Origin of the sequence: Streptococcus sp. 210928-DFI.4.42, assembly GCF_020554365.1 — a bacterium.
GTDB lineage: Bacteria > Bacillota > Bacilli > Lactobacillales > Streptococcaceae > Streptococcus > Streptococcus parasanguinis_S.
Genome location: NZ_JAJCHF010000018.1, coordinates 25,810 through 46,242, shown reverse-complemented (window position 1 = coordinate 46,242; position 20,433 = coordinate 25,810). Strand labels below are relative to the sequence as shown.

The following is a 20,433-nucleotide window of genomic DNA, read 5'->3' as shown; positions in this document are numbered from 1 at the left end:
ATTTCATCAGCTTTTACAGCCCTACTCAACTGTGCGGAGGTGGGACGATGAAATCCAATTCTAACGAATTACCGATTTCTGTCCCACTCTCTTCTTTCGTCTATCTATCAAGAAGTGAGGAAGGAATGAAAAAGAATATTGTAAAAGATGTCTTATTCTTGGGTCAAAAGTCAGAAGAAGCGACACCTGAGGATCGCACCTTGGCTTTGGATTTGCAGGACACCTTAAATGCTCATCTCCTTGAGTGTGTCGGTTTAGCAGCCAATATGATCGGGGTGAAAAAGCGAGCGATTATCATCCGAATGGGAAGTGAAAATTTGGTCCTGTTTAATCCGGTTCTCCTTGAAAAGAAAAAGCCTTACCAAACAGAGGAAGGATGCTTGTCCTTGGTGGGGAGTCGGCCGACCACTCGTTATGAGGAGATTTCAGTGGCCTATCGAGATATGAATTGGAAAGCAAAAACAATTCATTTGTCAGGCTTTCCGGCCCAGATCTGTCAGCATGAAATGGATCATCTAGAAGGCATTATTATCTAAAGATGAAGGATGGAGTCGATTCGGCTCCTTTTTTTAGTTCTTATGGAAACTTTTTTCTTGACAGGGATCTTTTTTGTGTTAAAATAGTTCTCATAGTAACTTTAAAGTTCTTAAGAGAACTATTTGGAGGAAATGATGGACAAACCTTTACTAGAATTTAAAAAAATCGGTCATCTCATTCACCTCATGGTAGAAAGAGAGGCCAAGAAGAGAGGGCTTGAATTTAGCGCAGGACCCCAAGGTCAGGTATTGGGCTTTTTATCTCATCGTGAAAAGGAGGGGAAAGTGACCTTGATTCGGGATGTTGAGCAGGAACTTCATATCTCAAAATCCGTGACGAGTAACCTGATCAAGCGCATGGAGAAAAATGGCTTTATTTATCTAGAGCCTAGTCCAACCGATAAACGGGCCAAGTATGTCTACCTAACAGACAGTGTAAAAGATAAATTGAATGACATGAAACAATTCTTTGAAGAAGTGGACCAGGATATGATGGCTGGTGTATCAGAAGAAGAATTGGCCATCTTTTTCAGGGTCATGCATCAATTTTATGAGAATATGAAAAAAAGGAGCGAGGAATGATCAATATATTTCGGCGGTTAACTGCCAAAGAATGGGGCATGATTGCCCTTAGTACGGTCTTTATCTGTCTGGCTGTTTGGATGGATTTAAAGACTCCTGAATACTTATCCGATATCACGACCCTCTTAGCCAAGGATGGGACCAAGGTTTCTGATATTATGGATCCGGGAAGCAAGATGTTGCTCTTCTCTTTTGGAAGCTTTTTGATGGCAGTTTTTGTGGGCTTTTTGGCTTCAAGAGTCGCTGCCAGCTTTACGACGCGACTTCGAGGAGAGATTTTCCATCAAGTGATGGATTACTCTGATGCCGAGATCAAGAAATTCTCCGTTCCCTCTCTCTTGACTCGTACAACCAATGATTTGACCCAGTTACAAATCATGATTGTCATGGGGATGCAAGTTGTGACGCGTGGTCCCATTATGGCGATTTGGGCTCTGACCAAGATTTGGGGGAAGAGCAGTGCCTGGACAACGTCTGTTGGGATTGCGGTCTTGATGGTCTTGATTCTTCTCTCTGTTCTGGTTCTTATTGCCTTTCCGCGCCAGCAAAAGGTTCAAGGTTTGACCGATGCTTTGAATGCGACGACACGGGAGAGTTTGACTGGGGTGCGAGTGGTTCGCGCCTACAATGCAGAAGCTTATCAAAATGAGAAATTCCAGGCTGAAAACAAGGGCTTAACCCGTCTAAATCTCTTTGTTTATCGTTTGATGTCTTTGATGAACCCTGTCATGACAGTGGTATCAAGTGGGTTGACCCTTGCTATCTACTGGATTGGGGCGCACTTGATCAATGATATCGCCATGCCAAAAGATCCTACAAAGATCTTCACCAGTCCTGCATTAGCGGATCGGACCAAGGTCTTCTCCGATATGATCACCTTCTCCTCTTACGCCATGCAGGTTGTCGTTGGCTTTATGATGATGGTGGCCATCTTGATTATTCTTCCTCGTGCCTTGGTATCTGCCAAACGAATCAACCAGGTCTTAGCTTTAGAGCCGTCTGTAGCCTTCCCAAGTGAGTCAAAAGAAACAACAGGCCAAGAGGGTACCGTTGAATTTCAAGATGTTTCCTTCCGATATGGACGGACTTCCCGTGCTGTGATTGAACATGTGACCTTCTCAGCTCAGAAAGGACAAACCGTTGCCTTCATCGGATCAACCGGTTCTGGGAAATCCACTTTGGTCAACTTGATTCCGCGCTTTTACGATGCAACAGAAGGAAAGATCTTAGTGGATGGCATCAATGTCAAGAATTATAGCCACCAAGAACTGAATAATAAAGTCGGCTATATTCCCCAAAAAGCAGTGCTCTTTAGCGGCACTATTCGCTCCAATATGGAATTTGGAGAAAGTAGTCAAGGAAAATTAGAGGATGAAGCCATCTGGAAAGCTCTTGAATTGGCCCAAGCCAAAGAGTTTGTGGCCGCAAAAGAAAAAGGCTTGGATACAGAAGTAGCGCAAGGAGGAAGCAACTTCTCTGGCGGTCAACGGCAACGCTTGGCCATTGCACGGGCCCTGGCTCGCAAACCTGAGATCCTCATCTTTGATGATTCCTTCTCAGCTCTAGATTATAAAACAGATCGGATCCTGCGACAAGCCTTGAAAGAAGAGCTTGCAGATACGACCAAATTGATCGTTGCCCAACGGATTTCGACTATTATGGATGCAGATTTGATTTTGGTCTTGGATCAAGGGAAGGTCGTCGGTCAAGGTACCCACAAGGAATTGCTTGCGACCAATGAAGTCTATCAAGAAATTGCCTATTCACAATTATCTAAGGAGGAGTTGGAACATGCATAAGACAAAACAAAAAACATCCCTTTGGAGCCAACTTTCTCCCTATTTGAAGGGCTTCCACCTATTTTTCCTAATTGCTATCCTCTTTTCGATCGTATCGAGTGTAATCACGGTTATTGGACCGGATAAGTTAAAAGAAATTACAGATACCATTACAAAAGGGATGGGAGGCGCCATTGATATTGATAAGATCACTTCGATTGCCCTGACCTTAGCCATCCTTTATGGAGTTGGAGCACTGGTGTCCTACAGCAGTAGTTTCATTATCTCAACCATGATTCAGCGCTTTGCAGAACGCTTGCGCAATGCCATTGCTGAGAAGATCAATCGCGTGCCCCTCCAATATTTTGATAGCCATGAACAAGGAGATACCTTGTCTCGTGTGACCAATGACGTGGATTTGATGACCCAATCCTTTAACCAAAGCTTGGTTCAAATGGTCTCTTCTATTGTCTTATTGATTGGCTCCATCCTTATGATGTTTAAGACGGACTGGCACTTGGCGGTGACAGCGATTGTGTCCGTCTTTGCAGGTTTTGCTCTTTCCAGCATCATTATGGTCAAGAGCCAGCCTCTCTTTAAGCAACAACAGGACAACCTTGCCAAAGTTTCAGGTTATGTTGAAGAAATCTATAGTGGCCACAATATCGTCATTTCCTACAATGGCCGTCACCAAGCCAAAAATCATTTTGATGCCATCAACCAAGATTTGTACCATAGCATGTGGAAATCCCAATTCTTCTCTGGGATCATGATGCCCTTGATGCAGTTTGTAGGGAATTTCGGCTATGTCATGGTCTGTATCGTTGGGGCTGTCCTCACCATTAATGGAGACATTACCATCGGGACCATTGTTGCCTTTATGACCTATGTCCGCATCTTTACCCAACCAATTAGTCAAATGGCTCAAGGCATTACCCAATTGCAATCAGCTAGTGCTGCTATGGGGCGTGTCTTTGAATTCTTAGACGAAGAAGAAATGGAAGATGAATCCCAAAAAACACGCCAATTGGAAGTGCCAAAAGGTCATGTTACCTTTGAACATGTTCGCTTTGGTTATTCACCAGATAAGACTATTATCCATGACTTTACAGCTGAAGCTAAGCCAGGACAGAAGGTGGCCATTGTTGGTCCGACAGGTGCAGGTAAGACGACCATGGTCAATCTCTTGATGCGTTTTTACGACATTCAAGCTGGTAAAATTACCATCGATGGTGTGGATACTAAGGCCATGAGCCGAGAAGAAGTTCATGATGCCTTTTCGATGGTCTTGCAAGATACCTGGCTATTTGAGGGGACCATTCGAGAAAACCTGGTCTTCAATCAAACGGATATTTCAGACGAAGCGGTGGAAGCAGCAACCCGAGCGGTTGGGGTCCATCACTTTATTCGGACCTTGCCGAATGGCTATGATACTGTATTAGATGATTCAGTGACCTTGTCCGTGGGTCAAAAGCAACTCTTGACCATTGCGCGTGCCCTCTTGAAGGATGCTCCGCTTCTTATCTTGGATGAAGCAACCTCATCTGTCGATACCCGTACAGAAGAGTTGATTCAAAAAGCTATGGACAAACTCATGGAAGGCCGGACCTCCTTTGTCATTGCCCATCGCTTGTCCACTATTCGTAATGCGGATCTGATTCTCGTGATGAAAGATGGAAATATTATCGAGCAGGGTAATCACCAAGAACTCATGACCCAAAATGGCTTCTATGCTGATCTCTACAATAGCCAATTCACAGAAGAAGTAGCGTAACAACAAGATACAAAGCCCGTAAAATGCAAAGTGAAAATAGGAAATTCTTGCAGTGAGCCATGCTCACAAGAGAATTTATCTTTTTCACACAGCATTTAGGGCGTGTTCAATTCGTGTAATGGAAAGCACAATGGTGCCTTGCCGACACGACTCACTAACTCCTCAGGTGGATAATATCGATCCACCTTCGTCCTGTCGCAATTCCAACAAGATACAAAGGGCGTAACATACAAAGTGAAAAAATGAGAGTGGGACAGAAATCGGTAATTCGTTAGAATTCGATTTCGTTGTCCCACCTCCGCACAGTTGAGTAGGGGTGTAAAAGCTGATGAAATCAGCGTAGTAGAGCCCACTCAACCACTGCGTCTTGCTCGACAATCCAAAAATAATTGAGAGGCTAGGACTTTTGTCCCAGCCTCATTTCTTTATCGATAATAGTAATGGAAAAGAGGTTTCTTGGAGACAGAAAAATGATAAATCATCAGATTTTAGTGCTAAATCATGTGAAAAAGAAGAAAGAAAGGATAAAAAAGAAGCCTGGCTTGACAGTATTTCTTAGGATCGCGTATACTAGTAGTATAAAATAAGATGAAAGACAGGAGTGCCGACATGAAGCCCAATCTTCAAGATTATCCGAAATTTTATCGTTGGCTAACCCTGCCTTTTACGAGAAAACCACATCGTGTGCAGGTCCTTCAAAGGACGAATCGAATCTTGACGTTCGCCATGCCAGGCATCTACGGCCTGGTCTTTTGTTGGCTGTTTTTAAAGAAAACTTCAATGGGAGGAATCTGGCCTTTTATCTGGATCCCTGCTTCGGGTTTTGTCTTGTTTAGCCTCTTTCGTCATTGGGTCAATGTTCCAAGACCTTATGAAAAATGGGAGATTCAACCATTATTAGAAAAAAATTCATCCGGTCATTCCTTTCCTAGCCGACATGTTTTTTCGGCGACCATTATCTCCATGTGTGTCTGCCAGTTGTCTCTTCCGCTAGGAATGTGCTCGATGCTCCTATCTCTTCTATTAGCCCTTGTCCGAGTTCTTGGAGGAGTTCATTATCCCAAGGATGCCCTCGTCGCTTGGGGGCTAGGACTCGTCTGGGGAGGACTCTTTTTGCTGGCTTGAATGAACAAATTGCTGAAAATTGACCTTTGTCTAAGAGCGAGGGATAGTGTATACTGGAAAGTGGACTTAGAATAGGAGAGAAGATGAAGTACAGAAAAGCAGAAAAAGCAGATCTGGATCAGGTGGTTCGAGTAGCCAGTACAGCCTTTGAGGACTATCTATTTTTAAAAGTTATCAAGGATTTGGTTCGGGATCCCAAGCAATACCCATCCTTTGTTGAGGCAATGATGCGCATCCTGGTAAAGGTTTTTCTTAAGCACCATATTTGCCTTGTGGCAGAAAAAAATGATGAAATTTATGCAGTTGCCTTGTTGCAAAAGGAACCGATCCCTTTTCGGGCCTATCTCTTAAATGGGGGATTCGGTTTGCTCAAGTTTATTTCCTTGAAGAATATGTTGTCCTACTTTAAATTTATGGAGGACACGGATAAGGAATTGGAGCAAAATGTAGATTTTGATTGGTATTTGATGCTTCTTGCAGTCGCCCCTAAACACCAACGGCAGGGCTATGGCAGTCGCTTTATGATAGAAGGAATTGAGCCTTTCTTGGAAGAGATCCAAGGAAAAAAACTAGCCTTTTATACCAATACCAAAGGAAATGTCTATTTTTACACGAAAAATGGTTACAAGGAAGTCTATTCAAGTGAGATTAGCTTTAACCAAGTAGAGATGGGGAGTTGGTATTTCTTGAAGGAACTAAAAAAACACTAAGGTTACAACCTTAGTGTTTTTTTATTGTAGCTGTGAATCTGCTTGAACACCGAATTTTTCAAAGAAAGCAGTTCGTTCTTCTATGATAGCATCGGTCGGATGTTTGATATTCCGTAAGAGCTCAACAAGGTCTGGCGTGACTTCACGGAGCAGTTGCCCTAAAGACCAGATAGCCGTTGCAATATGGATCTGATTTTGTGAAGTTTCGATGATGTTCAGGAGTTTAGGGATGGCCGAGCGGTCATTGGCATTGGCTAGTGCGATAATAGCATTGCGTTGGAGGATATTCTTACCTCGCCAGCTTCCAGCAACGTTCCCGAATTTCTCCTTAAATTGTCCGTTGGACAGCTCGATAAAAGGAATCAACTCTGGATGAGCCAGATCTGGATCGATTTCTGTTGCTAAGGGATTATCTAGCCCTTTGTTATAAGGGCAGCTAATCTGACAAATATCACATCCATAGATGACCGTTTTAATTTTCTTGCGAAATTCTAGGTCCATCATGCCCTTGTCCTGAGTTTGGAAGGACAAACAGCGTTTGGCATTCATAGAGCCATCCCCGATTAAACAGGAGGTTGGGCAAGCATCTAAACAACGCCGACAGTCTCCACAACCATAGTCGACTGGTTGATCTGGTTCGATTTCGAGGTTGGTAATCAATTCCCCCAGAAACATGTAAGAACCGTATTCTTTTGAAATGACCAAGCCATTTTTTCCGATAAAGCCAATCCCTGCTCGTTGGGCGACGGCCGTATCTACCAGTGCTCCAGTATCGACCATGCCCTTGTATTCAAAATCCTGCGTCATTTCTTCAATCCCAGCAGCTAAGCGGTTGAGCTTGTCTTGAAGGACATAATGGTAGTCTAACCCCCAGCTGTTGGGAGTGAATTTTCCTCTTTTATAGGCTGTTTTTTGAGGTTGTTGCTTGAGTTTGTGGGGGTAGGCGACAGCGATTGAGATGATGGTCTTGGCGGAGGAGAGACTTAATTTGGGTTGGATGCGCTCTTCAATATTTTTATGCTCGAATCCAGAATTCCGTCCTTCCTCAACGGCCAAGCGGAGCGATTTTTCCAAATAAGCGAAGTCATCAGCAGTTGTAAATCCAATTTTTGAAATCCCAATAGAATGCGCCAGTTGGATAATGTTTTCTTTTAGTGTCATCCCTTTCATTATACACAAAAATGAAGTTTCTGGCGAGAGAGGAAAATGATGGAAAGGGCTTTCAAAAACTTTCTTTTTTTTGTATAATAGAAACATGAAATGCGAGGAGGATATTATGGGACAACCATTATTTTTACATTCAGTTATGCAGGAAAAAATTTGGGGAGGAACTCGTCTGAAAGAAGAATTTGGTTACGAAATTCCGAGCGACCATGTCGGTGAATTTTGGGCGATTTCAGCCCATCCACATGGGGTTTCTAAAGTAGCCAATGGTCCATACGAAGGAATAGGATTGGACCAGCTCTATCAAGAGCACCGAGAATTATTTGGCAATCGTAAAGAGCCTGTCTTTCCTTTATTAACGAAAATTTTGGATGCCAACGATTGGCTCAGTGTACAGGTGCACCCAGATGATACCTATGCAATGGAGCATGAAGGAGAACTTGGAAAAACTGAGTGTTGGTATGTAATTGCGGCTGATGAAGGATCAGAGATTATCTATGGGCACAATGCCAAGTCAAAAGAAGAACTCCGCCGGCAAATTGAGGACAAGAACTGGGATGCCTTGTTAACAAAAGTTCCAGTCAAGGCTGGAGATTTCTTCTATGTGCCAAGTGGGACCATGCACGCCATTGGTTCTGGAATTTTGATTCTTGAAACCCAACAGTCGAGTGACACCACCTACCGGGTTTATGATTTTGACCGTAAGGATGCTCAAGGAAACTTGCGGGAACTTCACTTGGAAAAATCAATTGATGTCTTGAACATCGGTGAGCCTGCTAATAGCCATCCAGATACAGTTGTAATCGATGATCTTCGAATGACCACCTTGGTTGCAAGTGATTTCTTCACCGTTTATAAGTGGGAACTGACTGGAAAAGCTGATTTTGAAAAGACTGCTGATTACAGCTTGTTGAGCGTCTTAGCCGGAGAAGGAAAATTGACGGTAGATGGAAAGGATTATCCTATTCAAAAAGGAAGCCACTTTATCCTACCGAGCGATGTTGAATCTTGGACTTTGGAAGGACAAGGTTTAGAATTGATCGTGAGTCATCCATAAAAAAGAAAGGGTTTGAGTTAAAAGTTGTGAAACAACTCAAGCCTTTTTTATCTGAAAACTATTTTTATGTTAAGCCTTGACTCTGACCTAAGGGGAGGGGTTATACTATCCTTGTAATACTCTTCGAAAATCAAATTCAAACCACGTCAGCGTCGCCTTACCGTATATATGTTACTGACTTCGTCAGTTCTATCTACAACCTCAAAGCAGTGCTTTGAGCAACCTGCGGCTAGCTTCCTAGTTTGCTCTTTGATTTTCATTGAGTATAAGGAGGAAATCATGTACCATATCAAAGAAGCTGCAGAGCTGTCAGGTGTCTCTGTCAAGACCTTGCACCACTATGACAAGATAGGACTTCTCGTCCCTGTGAAATCTGAAAATGGCTATCGGACATACAGTCAAGAAGATTTAGAACGATTACAGGTGATTCTCTACTACAAGTATCTAGGATTTTCCTTAGACCAAATAGCAGAACTCTTAGCTGAAGAAAAATCTAACTTATTGCCCCATTTGACCAAACAGTTGGACTATTTGACTCAAGAAAGACAACGTCTGGATACCTTGATTTCTACCCTGCAAAAAACCATTCAAGAACAAAAAGGAGAAAGAAAAATGACCATTGAGGAAAAATTTACTGGATTTAGCTATCAAGATACTCAAAAATACCAGCAAGAGGCGGTAGATAAGTACGGTCAAGAAGTCATGGATCAAGCGCTTGAACGTCAAAAAGGTCGAGAAGAGGAGGCGACAAGAGCCTTTAATCAAGTCTTTCAAGCCTTGGCGAAAAACCTCCAAGCAGGTTTGCCAGTAACAGCATCGGAAAACCAAGAAGAAGCAGCCAAACTTTTAGACGCGATTCGAACGTATGGATTTGACTGCTCTATAGAGGTTTTTGGCCATATCGGCAAAGGCTATGTCTATAATCCAGAATTCAAGGAAAACATCGACAAGTTTGGAGCTGGCACAGCCCAGTACACTTCGGATGTCATTGCCTTTTATGTCGAAAATCAAGCAAAATAAAAAAGTGAGAGTGGGACAGAAATCGGTAATTCGTTAGAATTCGATTTCGTCGTCCCACCTCCGCATAGTTGAGTAGGGCTGTAAAAGCTGATGAAATCAGCGTAGTAGAGCCCACTCAACCACTGCGTCTTGCTCGACAATCCAAAAATAATTGAGAGGCTAGGATTTTTGTCCCAGCCTCGTTTTTTTCTTGGATCAATTTGAAAAGAAGCGGACCGATCTAAGAGAGGTTGGATGGATGAACACAATGAAAACTTTATGAAAATTTCACCATTTCGGTTGACAGTCTTGAAAAAAAGGAGTAGAATAACCCCTGTTTTATGAAAAGAGGCAGGGAATCCCCGGCCTCATGATCTTTTTTCAAGGAGTTTTTTATGTTTTCAACATTGAAAAAATGGTTTATTGGCCGTCCGTTGAAATCTGGTGCAGAAGGTGAAGGTGGATTGCTAGGGAAAATGCAGGCCTTGGCCATGCTCTCTAGTGACGCGCTTTCTTCTATCGCCTACGGTCCAGAGCAAGTTATCCTGGTCTTGATGACCGTTTCAGCGGGAGCCATTTGGTGGTCTATTCCGATTGGGATTGTGGTCCTGATTCTCCTAGCCAGTTTAACGATTTCTTATCGCCAGGTCATTCATGCCTACCCTCAAGGGGGAGGGGCCTACATGGTGACTACGGAGAACTTGTCTCCCAAAGCGGGTTTGATCGCTGGTGGTAGTCTCTTAGTCGACTACATGCTGACGGTAGCAGTATCTGTTTCTTCCGGTGCAGATGCCATCACGTCAGCGATTCCATCTCTTCATCCTTATAATCTTCACATTTCCATTTTGTTGGTCTTGATTTTGATGCTGATGAACCTTCGGGGGCTACGCGAATCAGCTACATCCTTGATGATTCCGGTCTATCTGTTCATTGTCAGTACCATTGCCTTGATCGGCTATGGTGTGATCCAAATCTTGACGGGTCACTTGGCCTATAACGCAACTGCTCATGTGGGTCAAACCATTTCAGGGGTTAGTGTCATTCTCTTATTGCGGGCCTTTACGAGTGGATCGGCTTCACTAACAGGGGTTGAAGCCATCTCCAATTCGGTTCCTTTCTTTAAGAAACCAAAAGCAAAGAATGCAGCCTCTACCTTGACCATCATGGCTTTGATTTTGGGGATCATGTTTGCAGGGATTACCTTCCTCAATTACTGGGTGGGTGTCGTTCCGGCAAAAGGGGTAACAACTCTAGCCCAAATGGCCCAAGCCATCTTAGGGAATTCCCCAGTCGGACAAGCCTTCTTTTACGTCTTCCAATTATCAACAGCCTTGATCTTGGCAGTTGCGGCTAATACCGGTTTCTCAGCCTTTCCAATGTTGGCCTTTAACATGGCTAAAAATAAATACATGCCACACATGTATATGGAAAAAGGGGATCGTCTGGGCTATTCTAATGGGATTTTGACCTTGGCGATTGGTGCCATCGTTTTGCTCTTGATCTTTGATGGGCAAACAGAAAGCTTGATTCCGCTTTATACCATCGGGGTCTTCATTCCTTTTGCCCTTTCTCAAACAGGGATGGTGATCCACTGGAAACGCCAATATCAAAAAGGATTTCTTAAGTATTCGCTTGCCAATATCCTGGGGGCAGCCATCTGTTATGGGATTGTCTTGATCCTCTTATTATTCCGTTTGCGTGAGATCTGGCCCTTCTTCCCTATTATTGGTCTCTTGCTTTGGATGTTCTTGAGTATCCGTAATCACTATGATAAAGTTGCAGCCCAATTGCGCTTGGGAGGTAAGATTGAAAAGACAAGTTATGCGGGCAATACCGTGATTGTCCTTGTTGGGAATGTCACTCAGGTAAGTGTGGGAGCTATGAGTTATGCAAATAGCCTAGGAAACGATGTTATAGCTATGCATGTCTCAACGGAAGAAACCAAGGTTAAAGACGCTGAGGTAGCAGAAGAATTTAAGCGGTATTTCCCTCATATTCGCTTTGAAAATGTCATGACCAGTTACCGGGATATTATCCAGCCAACGGTTGAATTTGTCTCAAAAGTAGCTGAGGAGGCCAAGGAAAAAGGCAACACCGTTACAGTCTTAGTCCCTCAATTTATCCCTAAAAAACATTGGCAAAATATTCTCCACAACCAAATGAGTTTGAAATTGAAGTATGCACTTCGTTGGCATGAAGAAGTGGTTGTGGCAAGCTATTCTTACCATTTGTCTGAATAAACACCGTATATAGAAAAGATGTCTGCTTGAGCAGGCATCTTTTTGGATTTTCTTACACGAAAAAAACCACTCGAAAGTCTTGTAAGATACAGCCTTGATCTTGAAAAAATGTTTAAAAAATGCTAAAATAAAAAGAACATTTTAGATTTTGAAAAATTCAAAGTAAGGAAAAAAATGGCAAATTTATTAAAAACAATTATTGAAAATGATCGAGGCGAAATCAAACGCCTTGAAAAAATGGCTGACAAGGTCTTTTCTTATGAAGACCAAATGGCAGCTTTGACGGATGACGAATTAAAAGCGAAAACAGTTGAGTTTAAGCAACGCTACCAAGATGGTGAGTCTTTGGATGATCTCTTGTACGAGGCTTTTGCAGTTGTTCGTGAAGCTGCAAAACGGGTTCTTGGTTTGTTCCCATACAAGGTTCAGGTCATGGGGGGAATCGTCCTTCACCATGGTGACGTACCAGAGATGCGTACAGGGGAAGGAAAAACCCTGACAGCAACCATGCCGGTATACTTGAATGCCTTGTCTGGCAAAGGGGTGCACGTTGTCACCGTCAATGAATACTTGACAGAGCGGGATGCAACAGAGATGGGAGAACTATACTCATGGCTTGGCCTTTCAGTAGGGATCAACCTTGCAGCAAAATCTCCAGCTGAGAAAAAAGAAGCTTACCTCTGTGATATCACTTACTCAACCAACTCAGAGATCGGGTTTGACTACTTGCGTGACAACATGGTTGTGCGTGCTGAAAACATGGTTCAACGTCCATTGAACTATGCCTTGGTCGATGAGGTAGACTCCATCTTGATTGACGAAGCGCGTACGCCGTTGATCGTTTCTGGTCAAACAGCTTCTGATACGAGCCAGCTTTACCACATGGCGGATGCTTATGTGAAGACCTTAAACGAGGATGATTACATTATCGACGTCCCATCTAAAACCATCGGTTTGTCTGATTCAGGAATCGATAAAGCAGAAAGCTACTTTAATCTTGAAAACTTGTACGATATTGAAAACGTAGCTTTGACTCACTTTATCGACAATGCCCTTCGTGCCAACTACATCATGATTTTGGATATCGACTATGTGGTCAGCGAAGATCAAGAAATCTTGATCGTCGACCAATTTACTGGTCGGACCATGGAAGGACGTCGCTATTCTGATGGACTTCACCAAGCGATTGAAGCCAAAGAAGGTGTTCCAGTTCAAGAAGAAACCAAAACATCTGCGTCGATTACTTACCAAAACCTCTTCCGTATGTACAAGAAGTTGTCAGGGATGACAGGGACAGGGAAAACTGAAGAAGAAGAATTCCGTGAAATTTATAACATTCGCGTGATTCCAATTCCAACCAACCGTCCGATTGCCCGTATTGACCATCCAGACCTTCTCTACCCTAGCTTGAAATCAAAATTCAAGGCTGTTGTGGAAGATGTCAAGTCTCGTCATGAAAAAGGTCAACCAGTCCTAGTTGGTACCGTTGCCGTTGAAACCAGTGATTACCTTTCTCAATTGTTGGTTCAAGCAGGTGTTCCTCACGAAGTCTTGAATGCGAAAAACCACTACAAAGAAGCGCAAATCATTATGAATGCTGGTCAACGTGGTGCCGTTACCATTGCGACCAACATGGCTGGACGTGGTACCGATATCAAGCTTGGTGAAGGAGTTCGCGAACTCGGTGGACTGTGTGTCATCGGGACAGAGCGTCACGAAAGTCGTCGGATCGATAACCAGCTTCGTGGACGTTCCGGACGTCAAGGGGATCCAGGTGAATCTCAATTCTACTTGTCTCTTGAAGATGAGTTGATGCGTCGTTTTGGTTCAGAACGGATCAAAGCAGTGCTCGACCGCTTCAAGTTGAGTGAAGAAGAATCGGTTATTCGTTCAAACATGTTTACCCGCCAAGTAGAGGGAGCACAAAAACGGGTTGAAGGAAATAACTACGATACTCGTAAGCAAGTCCTTCAATACGATGACGTGATGCGGGAACAACGGGAGATCATCTATGCAGAACGCTATGATGTGATCACAGCTAACCGCGACTTGGCTCCTGAAATCATGGCTATGATTAAACGGACCATCAAACGGATTGTCGAAGGAGCTAGCCACTCAAGCAAGGAAGAACGCATTGAAGCGATTCTGAACTTTGCCAAATACAATTTGGTTCCGGAAGATACGATTTCTGAAAGTGATATTGAAGGAAAATCAGACAAGGAAGTCATCGACTACTTGTATGGACGGGCAGAAGAAATCTATGCCAGTCAAGTAGCAAAATTGCGTGATGAAGAGTCTGTGCAAGAGTTTCAAAAGGTATTGATCCTTCGAGTGGTGGACAGCAAGTGGACAGACCACATCGATGCTTTGGATCAATTGCGAAATGCAGTTGGACTTCGTGGATATGCGCAAAATAACCCAGTGGTGGAATACCAATCAGAAAGTTTCCGTATGTTTAACGATATGATTGGATCAATTGAATTTGATGTCACTCGTCTCATGATGAAAGCCCAAATTCACGAACAAGAACGTCCACGTACAGAACACAGCATTTCAACAACTGCTACTCGCAATATTGCAGCGCAACAACAAGATATTCCAGCAGAAATTGATTTGTCACAAGTGAAACGCAATGATTTGTGCCCTTGTGGTTCCGGTAAGAAATTTAAAAACTGTCACGGACGTAAAGGTTAAGATCTCCTCTTAAACGTAGAGAGGAAGGGGCTAGGTAGTAGAAGGGGGCCGTATGGTATTCGTTACGAAGAGCAATAAGATTGATGAGCAAGAGATCACTTCGCTGTACCGCTTGGAAGGTGCAGCCTTGGAGCGTAAAGAAGCGCGTGATCGAGAGTTAGAGGCGATTATCAAAGGAGAAGACCAACGGATCCTTCTTGTGATTGGGCCTTGTTCTTCTGATAATGAAGAAGCGGTGATGGAGTATGCCCGTCGCTTGGCAGACCTGCAAGAGCAAGTGAAAGATCAGATTTTTATTGTGATGCGGGTCTATACGGCTAAGCCTCGGACCAATGGGGATGGCTATAAAGGCTTGATGCACCAACCAGATACACAGGCCGCACCAAGCTTTGTGGCTGGTTTAAAAGCTGTGCGCCATCTTCACTATCGTGTGATTACAGAAACTGGTTTAACGACTGCGGACGAATTGCTTTATCCAGGCAGTCTTCCTTATGTCGAAGATTTGATCTCCTACCACGCGATTGGAGCGCGCTCAGTCGAAGACCAGGAGCACCGCTTTGTATCAAGTGGAATCTCTGCTCCAACAGGCATGAAGAATCCAACATCAGGAAATCTTTCCGTCATGTTTAATGCGATTTATGCGGCCCAACATCCCCAAAATTTCTTGTTCAATGCCCAAGCAGTGGAAACATCAGGAAATCCTTTGGCCCATGCTATCCTTCGCGGAGGCTTGGATGCAAGTGGTAAGAATATTCCAAATTACCATTATGAAGATTTGCTAGCGGCATCAAAACGCTATAGCGAAATGGGCTTGCAACATCCCTTCATCCTGGTGGATACCAACCATGATAATTCTGGAAAACAATTTAAAGAGCAAGTACGCATCGTGAGAGAAACCATGATGAACCGTGCTTGGAATAAAGATTTAGCATCCTTAGTTCGTGGTTTCATGATTGAGTCTTACTTAGAAGATGGCCGTCAAAATGAACCGGTGGTTTATGGTCAATCGATCACAGACCCTTGCCTGGGTTGGGAAAAAACACAGGCCTTGGTCAAAGAAATTGCAACGATGAATAAATAAAAGGCAGGGGCGGAAGGAGTGATTCTTTGGCCCCTTCTCTTTTGTCAGTAAAGAGATATTGAGACAACAAATAAGGATAAAACAAGATGATCAAAGGACATGGGATCGATATTGAATCGATCACTGCGATTGAAAAAGCCTATCAAAAGAATGCACGATTTGTAGAAAAAGTTTTAACTGAGGCTGAGCGGGCGCGCTTTGAGGAATTGTCCGGAAAGCGGAAAATGGAATATTTAACGGGTCGATGGTCTGCTAAAGAAGCCTTTTCAAAGGCAATGGGAACAGGGATTGGACCGGTTGGCTTTCAAGATTTAGAAATTTTAAATGATGCCCAAGGAGCTCCTTATTTTTCCAAGTCTCCTTTTTCTGGGAAGGTATGGATTTCGATCAGTCACAAGGGAGACTTAGTCTCGACCAGTGTCATTTTGGAGGAAGAAAATGAAAGCAAGTAAACATAGACCAACTGTTGCAAGAGTCGATTTGGATGCCATTGCCTTTAATGTGCAACAAGTCAGTGAACATATTCCGAGTCAAGCTTTGAAATATGCAGTCGTCAAGGCTAACGCCTATGGTCATGGGGTTGTTGCAGTGACGAAGAAATTGGCGTCTCAGGTAGATGGTTTTTGTGTTTCCAATATGGATGAAGCCCTCGAAATCCGTGAGGTAGGCTTGCAACACCCTATTTTGATTTTGGGAGTGGTACCAAGCGAAACAGTGAGTCTGGCCAAAGAGCATGACATCCGCTTAACGGTGGCTAGTCTTGCTTGGTTGGATCAATTGCTTGGAGAAGAAGCAGATCTTTCAGGATTGAAGATCCATATCAAGGTGGATTCTGGAATGGGGCGGATTGGATTCCGAACTATCGAAGAGATCAAAGAGGCTGAACGCCTTCTCTTAGTAGCTGGTGCTGAAATTGAGGGAATCTTTACTCATTTTGCGACAGCAGATGAAGCAGATGATCGAAAATTTCAAGCGCAATATCACTTTTTCAAAGAAGTATTGGCTGCACTTGAAACCCTTCCTCCGATTGTTCATGCTAGTAATTCAGCCACCTCTTTGTGGCATGCAGATACGATTTTCACAGCTGTTCGTCTGGGAGATGTCATGTATGGCTTGAATCCAAGTGGTTCGGTGCTAGCCTTGCCTTATGAAATCAAGCCAGCCTTGAGTTTAGTAAGTGAGTTAGTTCATGTCAAACAGTTAGAAGCCGGTCAAGATATTGGCTACGGGGCAACCTATACGACGGAAGATGCCCAATGGATTGGAACGATTCCTATCGGCTATGCAGATGGTTGGATCCGACAGATGCAAAATTTCCATGTGCTGATTAAGGGGGACTATTGTCCCATTGTTGGCCGAGTTTCGATGGACCAGATTACTGTTCGCCTTCCAGAAGAATTATCTCTGGGAACCAAGGTTACCCTGATTGGCCGAGACGGCGAGAAAGAAATTACGGCAACAGAGATTGCGGACTACCGTGGTACCATTAATTATGAAGTAGTCTGTCTCTTGAGTGATCGGATTCCTCGTGACTATGCAGGTGAAGAATAAAAAAGCAGGTGGGTTTTCCCTGAAGGACCTGCTTTTTTATAAAAGAAAGGAGGAACAATGAATTTACACCAACCCTTATCCGTACTGACTGGCGTCGGTCCAAAATCTGCGGAAAAATTTAAAAAATTAGGGATTGAAACCTTAGAAGATCTACTCTTGTATTTTCCATTTCGGTATGAAGACTTCAAAACCCGCAATGTTTTAGAGCTGGAAGATGGGGAAAAAGCAGTTATCTCTGGGGTGGTAGCAACTCCAGCCAATGTCCAATATTATGGTTACAAACGAAATCGCTTGCGCTTTTCAATCAAACAAGGAGACCAGGTCATTGCGGTTAATTTTTTCAACCAACCCTATTTAGCAGACAAAATTGAGGTTCAGCAAACAGTAGCGATTTTTGGGAAATGGGACAAGGCAAAAGGCAGTTTGACAGGAATGAAGCTCCTGGCTCAAGTGGAAGATGATTTGCAGCCAGTCTATCGGGTGACGCAAGGAGTCAGCCAAAACAGCCTGGTGAAATTGATCAAAATAGCATTCGATCAGGGCTTGGATCAGCTTTTAGAAGAGAATTTGCCCCAAGTTTTGCGGGAGCGTTATCAACTCTTGTCACGCTCTCAAGCAGTGCAGGCTATGCATTTTCCTAAGGATCTAGCAGAGTACAAGCAAGCCCTTCGTCGGGTGAAATTTGAAGAACTCCTCTTTTTCCAGCTACAGCTCCAAGTGCTAAAAGAAGAAAATCACGAAGCCAGCCAAGGAATTTCCCTGGCCTGGGATCCAGAAAAATTAGCAGAACGAAAAAAACAGCTTCCTTTTGAGCTAACGCAAGCTCAAGAAAACAGCTTGAATGAAATCTTGATAGATATGGCTTCTCCTTATCATATGAACCGCTTGCTTCAAGGGGATGTGGGAAGCGGGAAGACAGTCGTGGCTGGTCTTGCCATGTATGCAGCTTTAAGCGCTGGTAAGCAAGCAGCCTTGATGGTTCCAACGGAGATTTTGGCAGAGCAACACAAGGAAAGCTTGCAAAATCTTTTTCCGGATTTGCCAATTGCTCTTTTAACGGGAGGATTAAAGGCAGCTGAGAAACGAGAAGTCTTAGAGGAGATCGCCTCAGGAACAGCTCAACTGATTGTGGGGACACATGCCTTGATTCAAGAGGGAGTTCACTACCAAGATCTAGGCTTGGTCATTATTGATGAGCAACACCGTTTTGGGGTTTCCCAACGTCGTATTCTTCGAGAAAAGGGACAAAATCCAGACGTTCTGATGATGACGGCAACCCCCATTCCCCGGACCTTGGCCATCACGGCTTTTGGAGATATGGATGTGTCCATCATTGATCAGATGCCTGCGGGACGCAAGGAAATCATCACGCGTTGGGTCAAGCATGAGCAGTTAGAAGTGGTCCTCGACTGGTTGGTAAAAGAGCTCGCAAAAGGTTCTCAAGCCTACTTTATCTCTCCCTTGATTGAGGAGTCAGAAGCACTAGATCTGAAAAACGCCCTTGCCCTCCAGGAGGAGTTAGAAGCCTTCTTTGGTCAGCGGGCGCGCGTTTCTCCTCTTCACGGGAAGATGAAAAGTGAAGAAAAAGATGCCATCATGCAGGCCTTTAAAGAGCACCAAGTTGATGTTTTGGTATCCACGACTGTTATTGAAGTAGGAGTCAACGTACCGAACGCAACCGTTATGGTTATTATGGATGCAGATCGATTTGGTCTTAGCCAACTGCACCAGCTTCGAGGCCGGGTTGGTCGGGGAAATAAGCAATCCTATGCTATTCTAGTGGCCAATCCTAAAACAGATAGTGGCAAACAGCGTATGAAAATCATGACAGAGACGACTAATGGGTTTGTGCTGGCAGAGGAAGATTTGAAAATGCGGGGTTCAGGTGAAATTTTTGGAACCCGTCAATCAGGAATTCCAGAGTTTCAAGTAGCAGACCTAGTTGAAGATTATCCTATTCTTGAAGAAGCAAGGAAAGTTGCTAGCCAGATCGTAGCCACTCCAGATTGGCGAGAACACCCAGATTGGCATTTGCTCTCTCTTTATCTGGAGAAGCAAGAACATTTAGATTAGATCATAAAAAGTGAGTAGAGTGGAAATGTGTTGTTTCCACTCTACTCACTTTTAAGATGGCATTTTACGGGCTTTGTATCTTATGCTACCCTTCGATATATTCTTTGAGTTCTTGTCCTTTTAGGCCGGCATTGAGGGCGATGAGAAGTTTGATGCGAGCTTTGGGGGCATTTAATTCTTTGATGAAAAAGACACCGGCTTGATGGAGTTGGACGCCACCTCCTTCATACGCGTAAACTGGTTCTGCGATCCCGTTGAAGCAGCGGGATACTAAAGCGATTGGAAGTCCGGCATCTATGAATTCTTGGAGTTTATGGGCAGTTTCTTTAGGGATATTTCCAGCTCCAAAGGCTTCAATAATGAGGCCATCAATTTTTGAGTGTTCCAGTAAATCTAGCAAATCAGTTTTCATACCAGCATAAGTAGCGATAATGGGAACGAAACCTTCAATTTTATCGAGATCGAAGCGCACTCGTGGCTCAGCTGTTTTAAAGAAGAGGATTTCCTTTTTCATGACCAAACCTAGTGGGCCGTGGGTTGGTGTCTGGAAGGTACTGACATTGGTGGTGTGGGTTTTGGTGACGTACTTAGCCGCATGAATTTCATCATTCATGACGACTAAGACGCCTTTATCACGTGCTTTTGGATCGGCAGCTACTCGAAGGGCTGTCAGAAAATTATAGACGCCATCGCTTCCGAGCTCGTTGGAGCTTCGCATAGCTCCTGTAATGACCACAGCGATCTCTGGTAACTCCATGGTATCCAAGAAATAAGCCGTTTCTTCCAGCGTATCTGTCCCGTGGGTGATAACGATGCCGTCGTAGTTGTGAGATTCCTCTTTGATTTTTTGATATAGGGCTAACATGTGACGGGGGGTCATTTGAGGGCTGGGAAGGTTGAAGAAGTCCTCTGAGGTGACTGCAATTCCTTCGATTGGTGAAGTGACTTGGGTCATGGGATTGACTTCATTGGTAATCACTGCCCCAGAGTCATCTGCTGCCATCGAAATGGTCCCTCCGGTATGTAGTGCTAAAATTTTCTTAAACATGTGAAGCTCCTTGGAATATGT

16 protein-coding genes are annotated in these 20,433 nt (G+C 43.8%); 14 read left to right on the top strand and 2 right to left on the bottom strand.

Going from position 1 to position 20,433, the window contains the following annotated elements:
• Positions 1–125: 125 nt before the first annotated feature.
• The 6 genes from LIZ08_RS07635 (at position 126) to LIZ08_RS07610 (ending at position 6,505) form a co-directional block, all read left to right on the top strand.
• Complete coding sequence (locus LIZ08_RS07635; RefSeq protein WP_024054812.1) at positions 126–536, top strand: peptide deformylase; 411 nt, start codon at positions 126–128, stop codon at positions 534–536.
• 135 nt (positions 537–671) lie between these two features.
• Positions 672–1,118: a MarR family winged helix-turn-helix transcriptional regulator gene (locus LIZ08_RS07630; RefSeq protein WP_021153785.1), complete on the top strand. Its 447-nt coding sequence runs from the start codon at positions 672–674 to the stop codon at positions 1,116–1,118.
• The gene (locus LIZ08_RS07625) at positions 1,115–2,917 is read left to right on the top strand and encodes an ABC transporter ATP-binding protein (RefSeq protein WP_021153784.1); all 1,803 of its coding nucleotides are present in this window, start codon (positions 1,115–1,117) and stop codon (positions 2,915–2,917) included. Before LIZ08_RS07630 ends, LIZ08_RS07625 begins: the two co-directional genes overlap by 4 nt.
• Positions 2,910–4,670, top strand: coding sequence for an ABC transporter ATP-binding protein (locus LIZ08_RS07620; protein WP_049486256.1), 1,761 nt, complete (start codon positions 2,910–2,912; stop codon positions 4,668–4,670). The genes LIZ08_RS07625 and LIZ08_RS07620 overlap by 8 nt, the downstream gene beginning before the upstream one ends.
• Positions 4,671–5,279: 609 nt before the next feature.
• Positions 5,280–5,795, top strand: coding sequence for a phosphatase PAP2 family protein (locus LIZ08_RS07615; protein ID WP_049487921.1), 516 nt, complete (start codon positions 5,280–5,282; stop codon positions 5,793–5,795).
• A gap of 83 nt (positions 5,796–5,878) precedes the next feature.
• Positions 5,879–6,505 (top strand): GNAT family N-acetyltransferase, encoded by a 627-nt coding sequence (locus LIZ08_RS07610; RefSeq protein WP_227038616.1) that lies wholly within the window; start codon positions 5,879–5,881, stop codon positions 6,503–6,505.
• Between the two features lie 21 nt (positions 6,506–6,526).
• Here the strand turns inward: LIZ08_RS07610 and queG are convergent, their stop codons facing one another.
• The gene (gene queG / locus LIZ08_RS07605) at positions 6,527–7,666 is read right to left on the bottom strand and encodes a tRNA epoxyqueuosine(34) reductase QueG (protein ID WP_227038615.1); all 1,140 of its coding nucleotides are present in this window, start codon (positions 7,664–7,666) and stop codon (positions 6,527–6,529) included.
• Positions 7,667–7,781: 115 nt separating this feature from the next.
• On the opposite strand from queG, the gene manA reads away from it, so the two are divergent.
• From manA to recG, 8 genes are all read left to right on the top strand, one after another.
• A complete protein-coding gene (manA, locus tag LIZ08_RS07600; RefSeq protein ID WP_065428400.1) occupies positions 7,782–8,726 on the top strand; it encodes a mannose-6-phosphate isomerase, class I in 945 nt (314 codons plus the stop codon).
• Positions 8,727–9,005: 279 nt separating this feature from the next.
• Positions 9,006–9,746, top strand: coding sequence for a MerR family transcriptional regulator (locus LIZ08_RS07595; protein ID WP_049490815.1), 741 nt, complete (start codon positions 9,006–9,008; stop codon positions 9,744–9,746).
• Positions 9,747–10,120: 374 nt separating this feature from the next.
• A complete protein-coding gene (locus LIZ08_RS07590; RefSeq protein WP_070449905.1) occupies positions 10,121–11,965 on the top strand; it encodes an APC family permease in 1,845 nt (614 codons plus the stop codon).
• A 174-nt stretch (positions 11,966–12,139) separates the two neighbouring features.
• Positions 12,140–14,659: a preprotein translocase subunit SecA gene (gene secA, locus LIZ08_RS07585; RefSeq protein ID WP_227038614.1), complete on the top strand. Its 2,520-nt coding sequence runs from the start codon at positions 12,140–12,142 to the stop codon at positions 14,657–14,659.
• A 52-nt stretch (positions 14,660–14,711) separates the two neighbouring features.
• Positions 14,712–15,740, top strand: coding sequence for a 3-deoxy-7-phosphoheptulonate synthase (locus tag LIZ08_RS07580; protein WP_227038613.1), 1,029 nt, complete (start codon positions 14,712–14,714; stop codon positions 15,738–15,740).
• 86 nt (positions 15,741–15,826) lie between these two features.
• Complete coding sequence (acpS, locus tag LIZ08_RS07575; RefSeq protein ID WP_049515909.1) at positions 15,827–16,192, top strand: holo-ACP synthase; 366 nt, start codon at positions 15,827–15,829, stop codon at positions 16,190–16,192.
• Complete coding sequence (alr, locus tag LIZ08_RS07570) at positions 16,179–17,291, top strand: alanine racemase (protein ID WP_227038612.1); 1,113 nt, start codon at positions 16,179–16,181, stop codon at positions 17,289–17,291. Before acpS ends, alr begins: the two co-directional genes overlap by 14 nt.
• A 57-nt stretch (positions 17,292–17,348) precedes the next feature.
• Positions 17,349–19,364 (top strand): ATP-dependent DNA helicase RecG, encoded by a 2,016-nt coding sequence (gene recG / locus LIZ08_RS07565; protein ID WP_227038611.1) that lies wholly within the window; start codon positions 17,349–17,351, stop codon positions 19,362–19,364.
• A gap of 85 nt (positions 19,365–19,449) precedes the next feature.
• Here the strand turns inward: recG and LIZ08_RS07560 are convergent, their stop codons facing one another.
• Positions 19,450–20,412: an asparaginase gene (locus LIZ08_RS07560; RefSeq protein ID WP_227038610.1), complete on the bottom strand. Its 963-nt coding sequence runs from the start codon at positions 20,410–20,412 to the stop codon at positions 19,450–19,452.
• Positions 20,413–20,433: the final 21 nt, after the last annotated feature.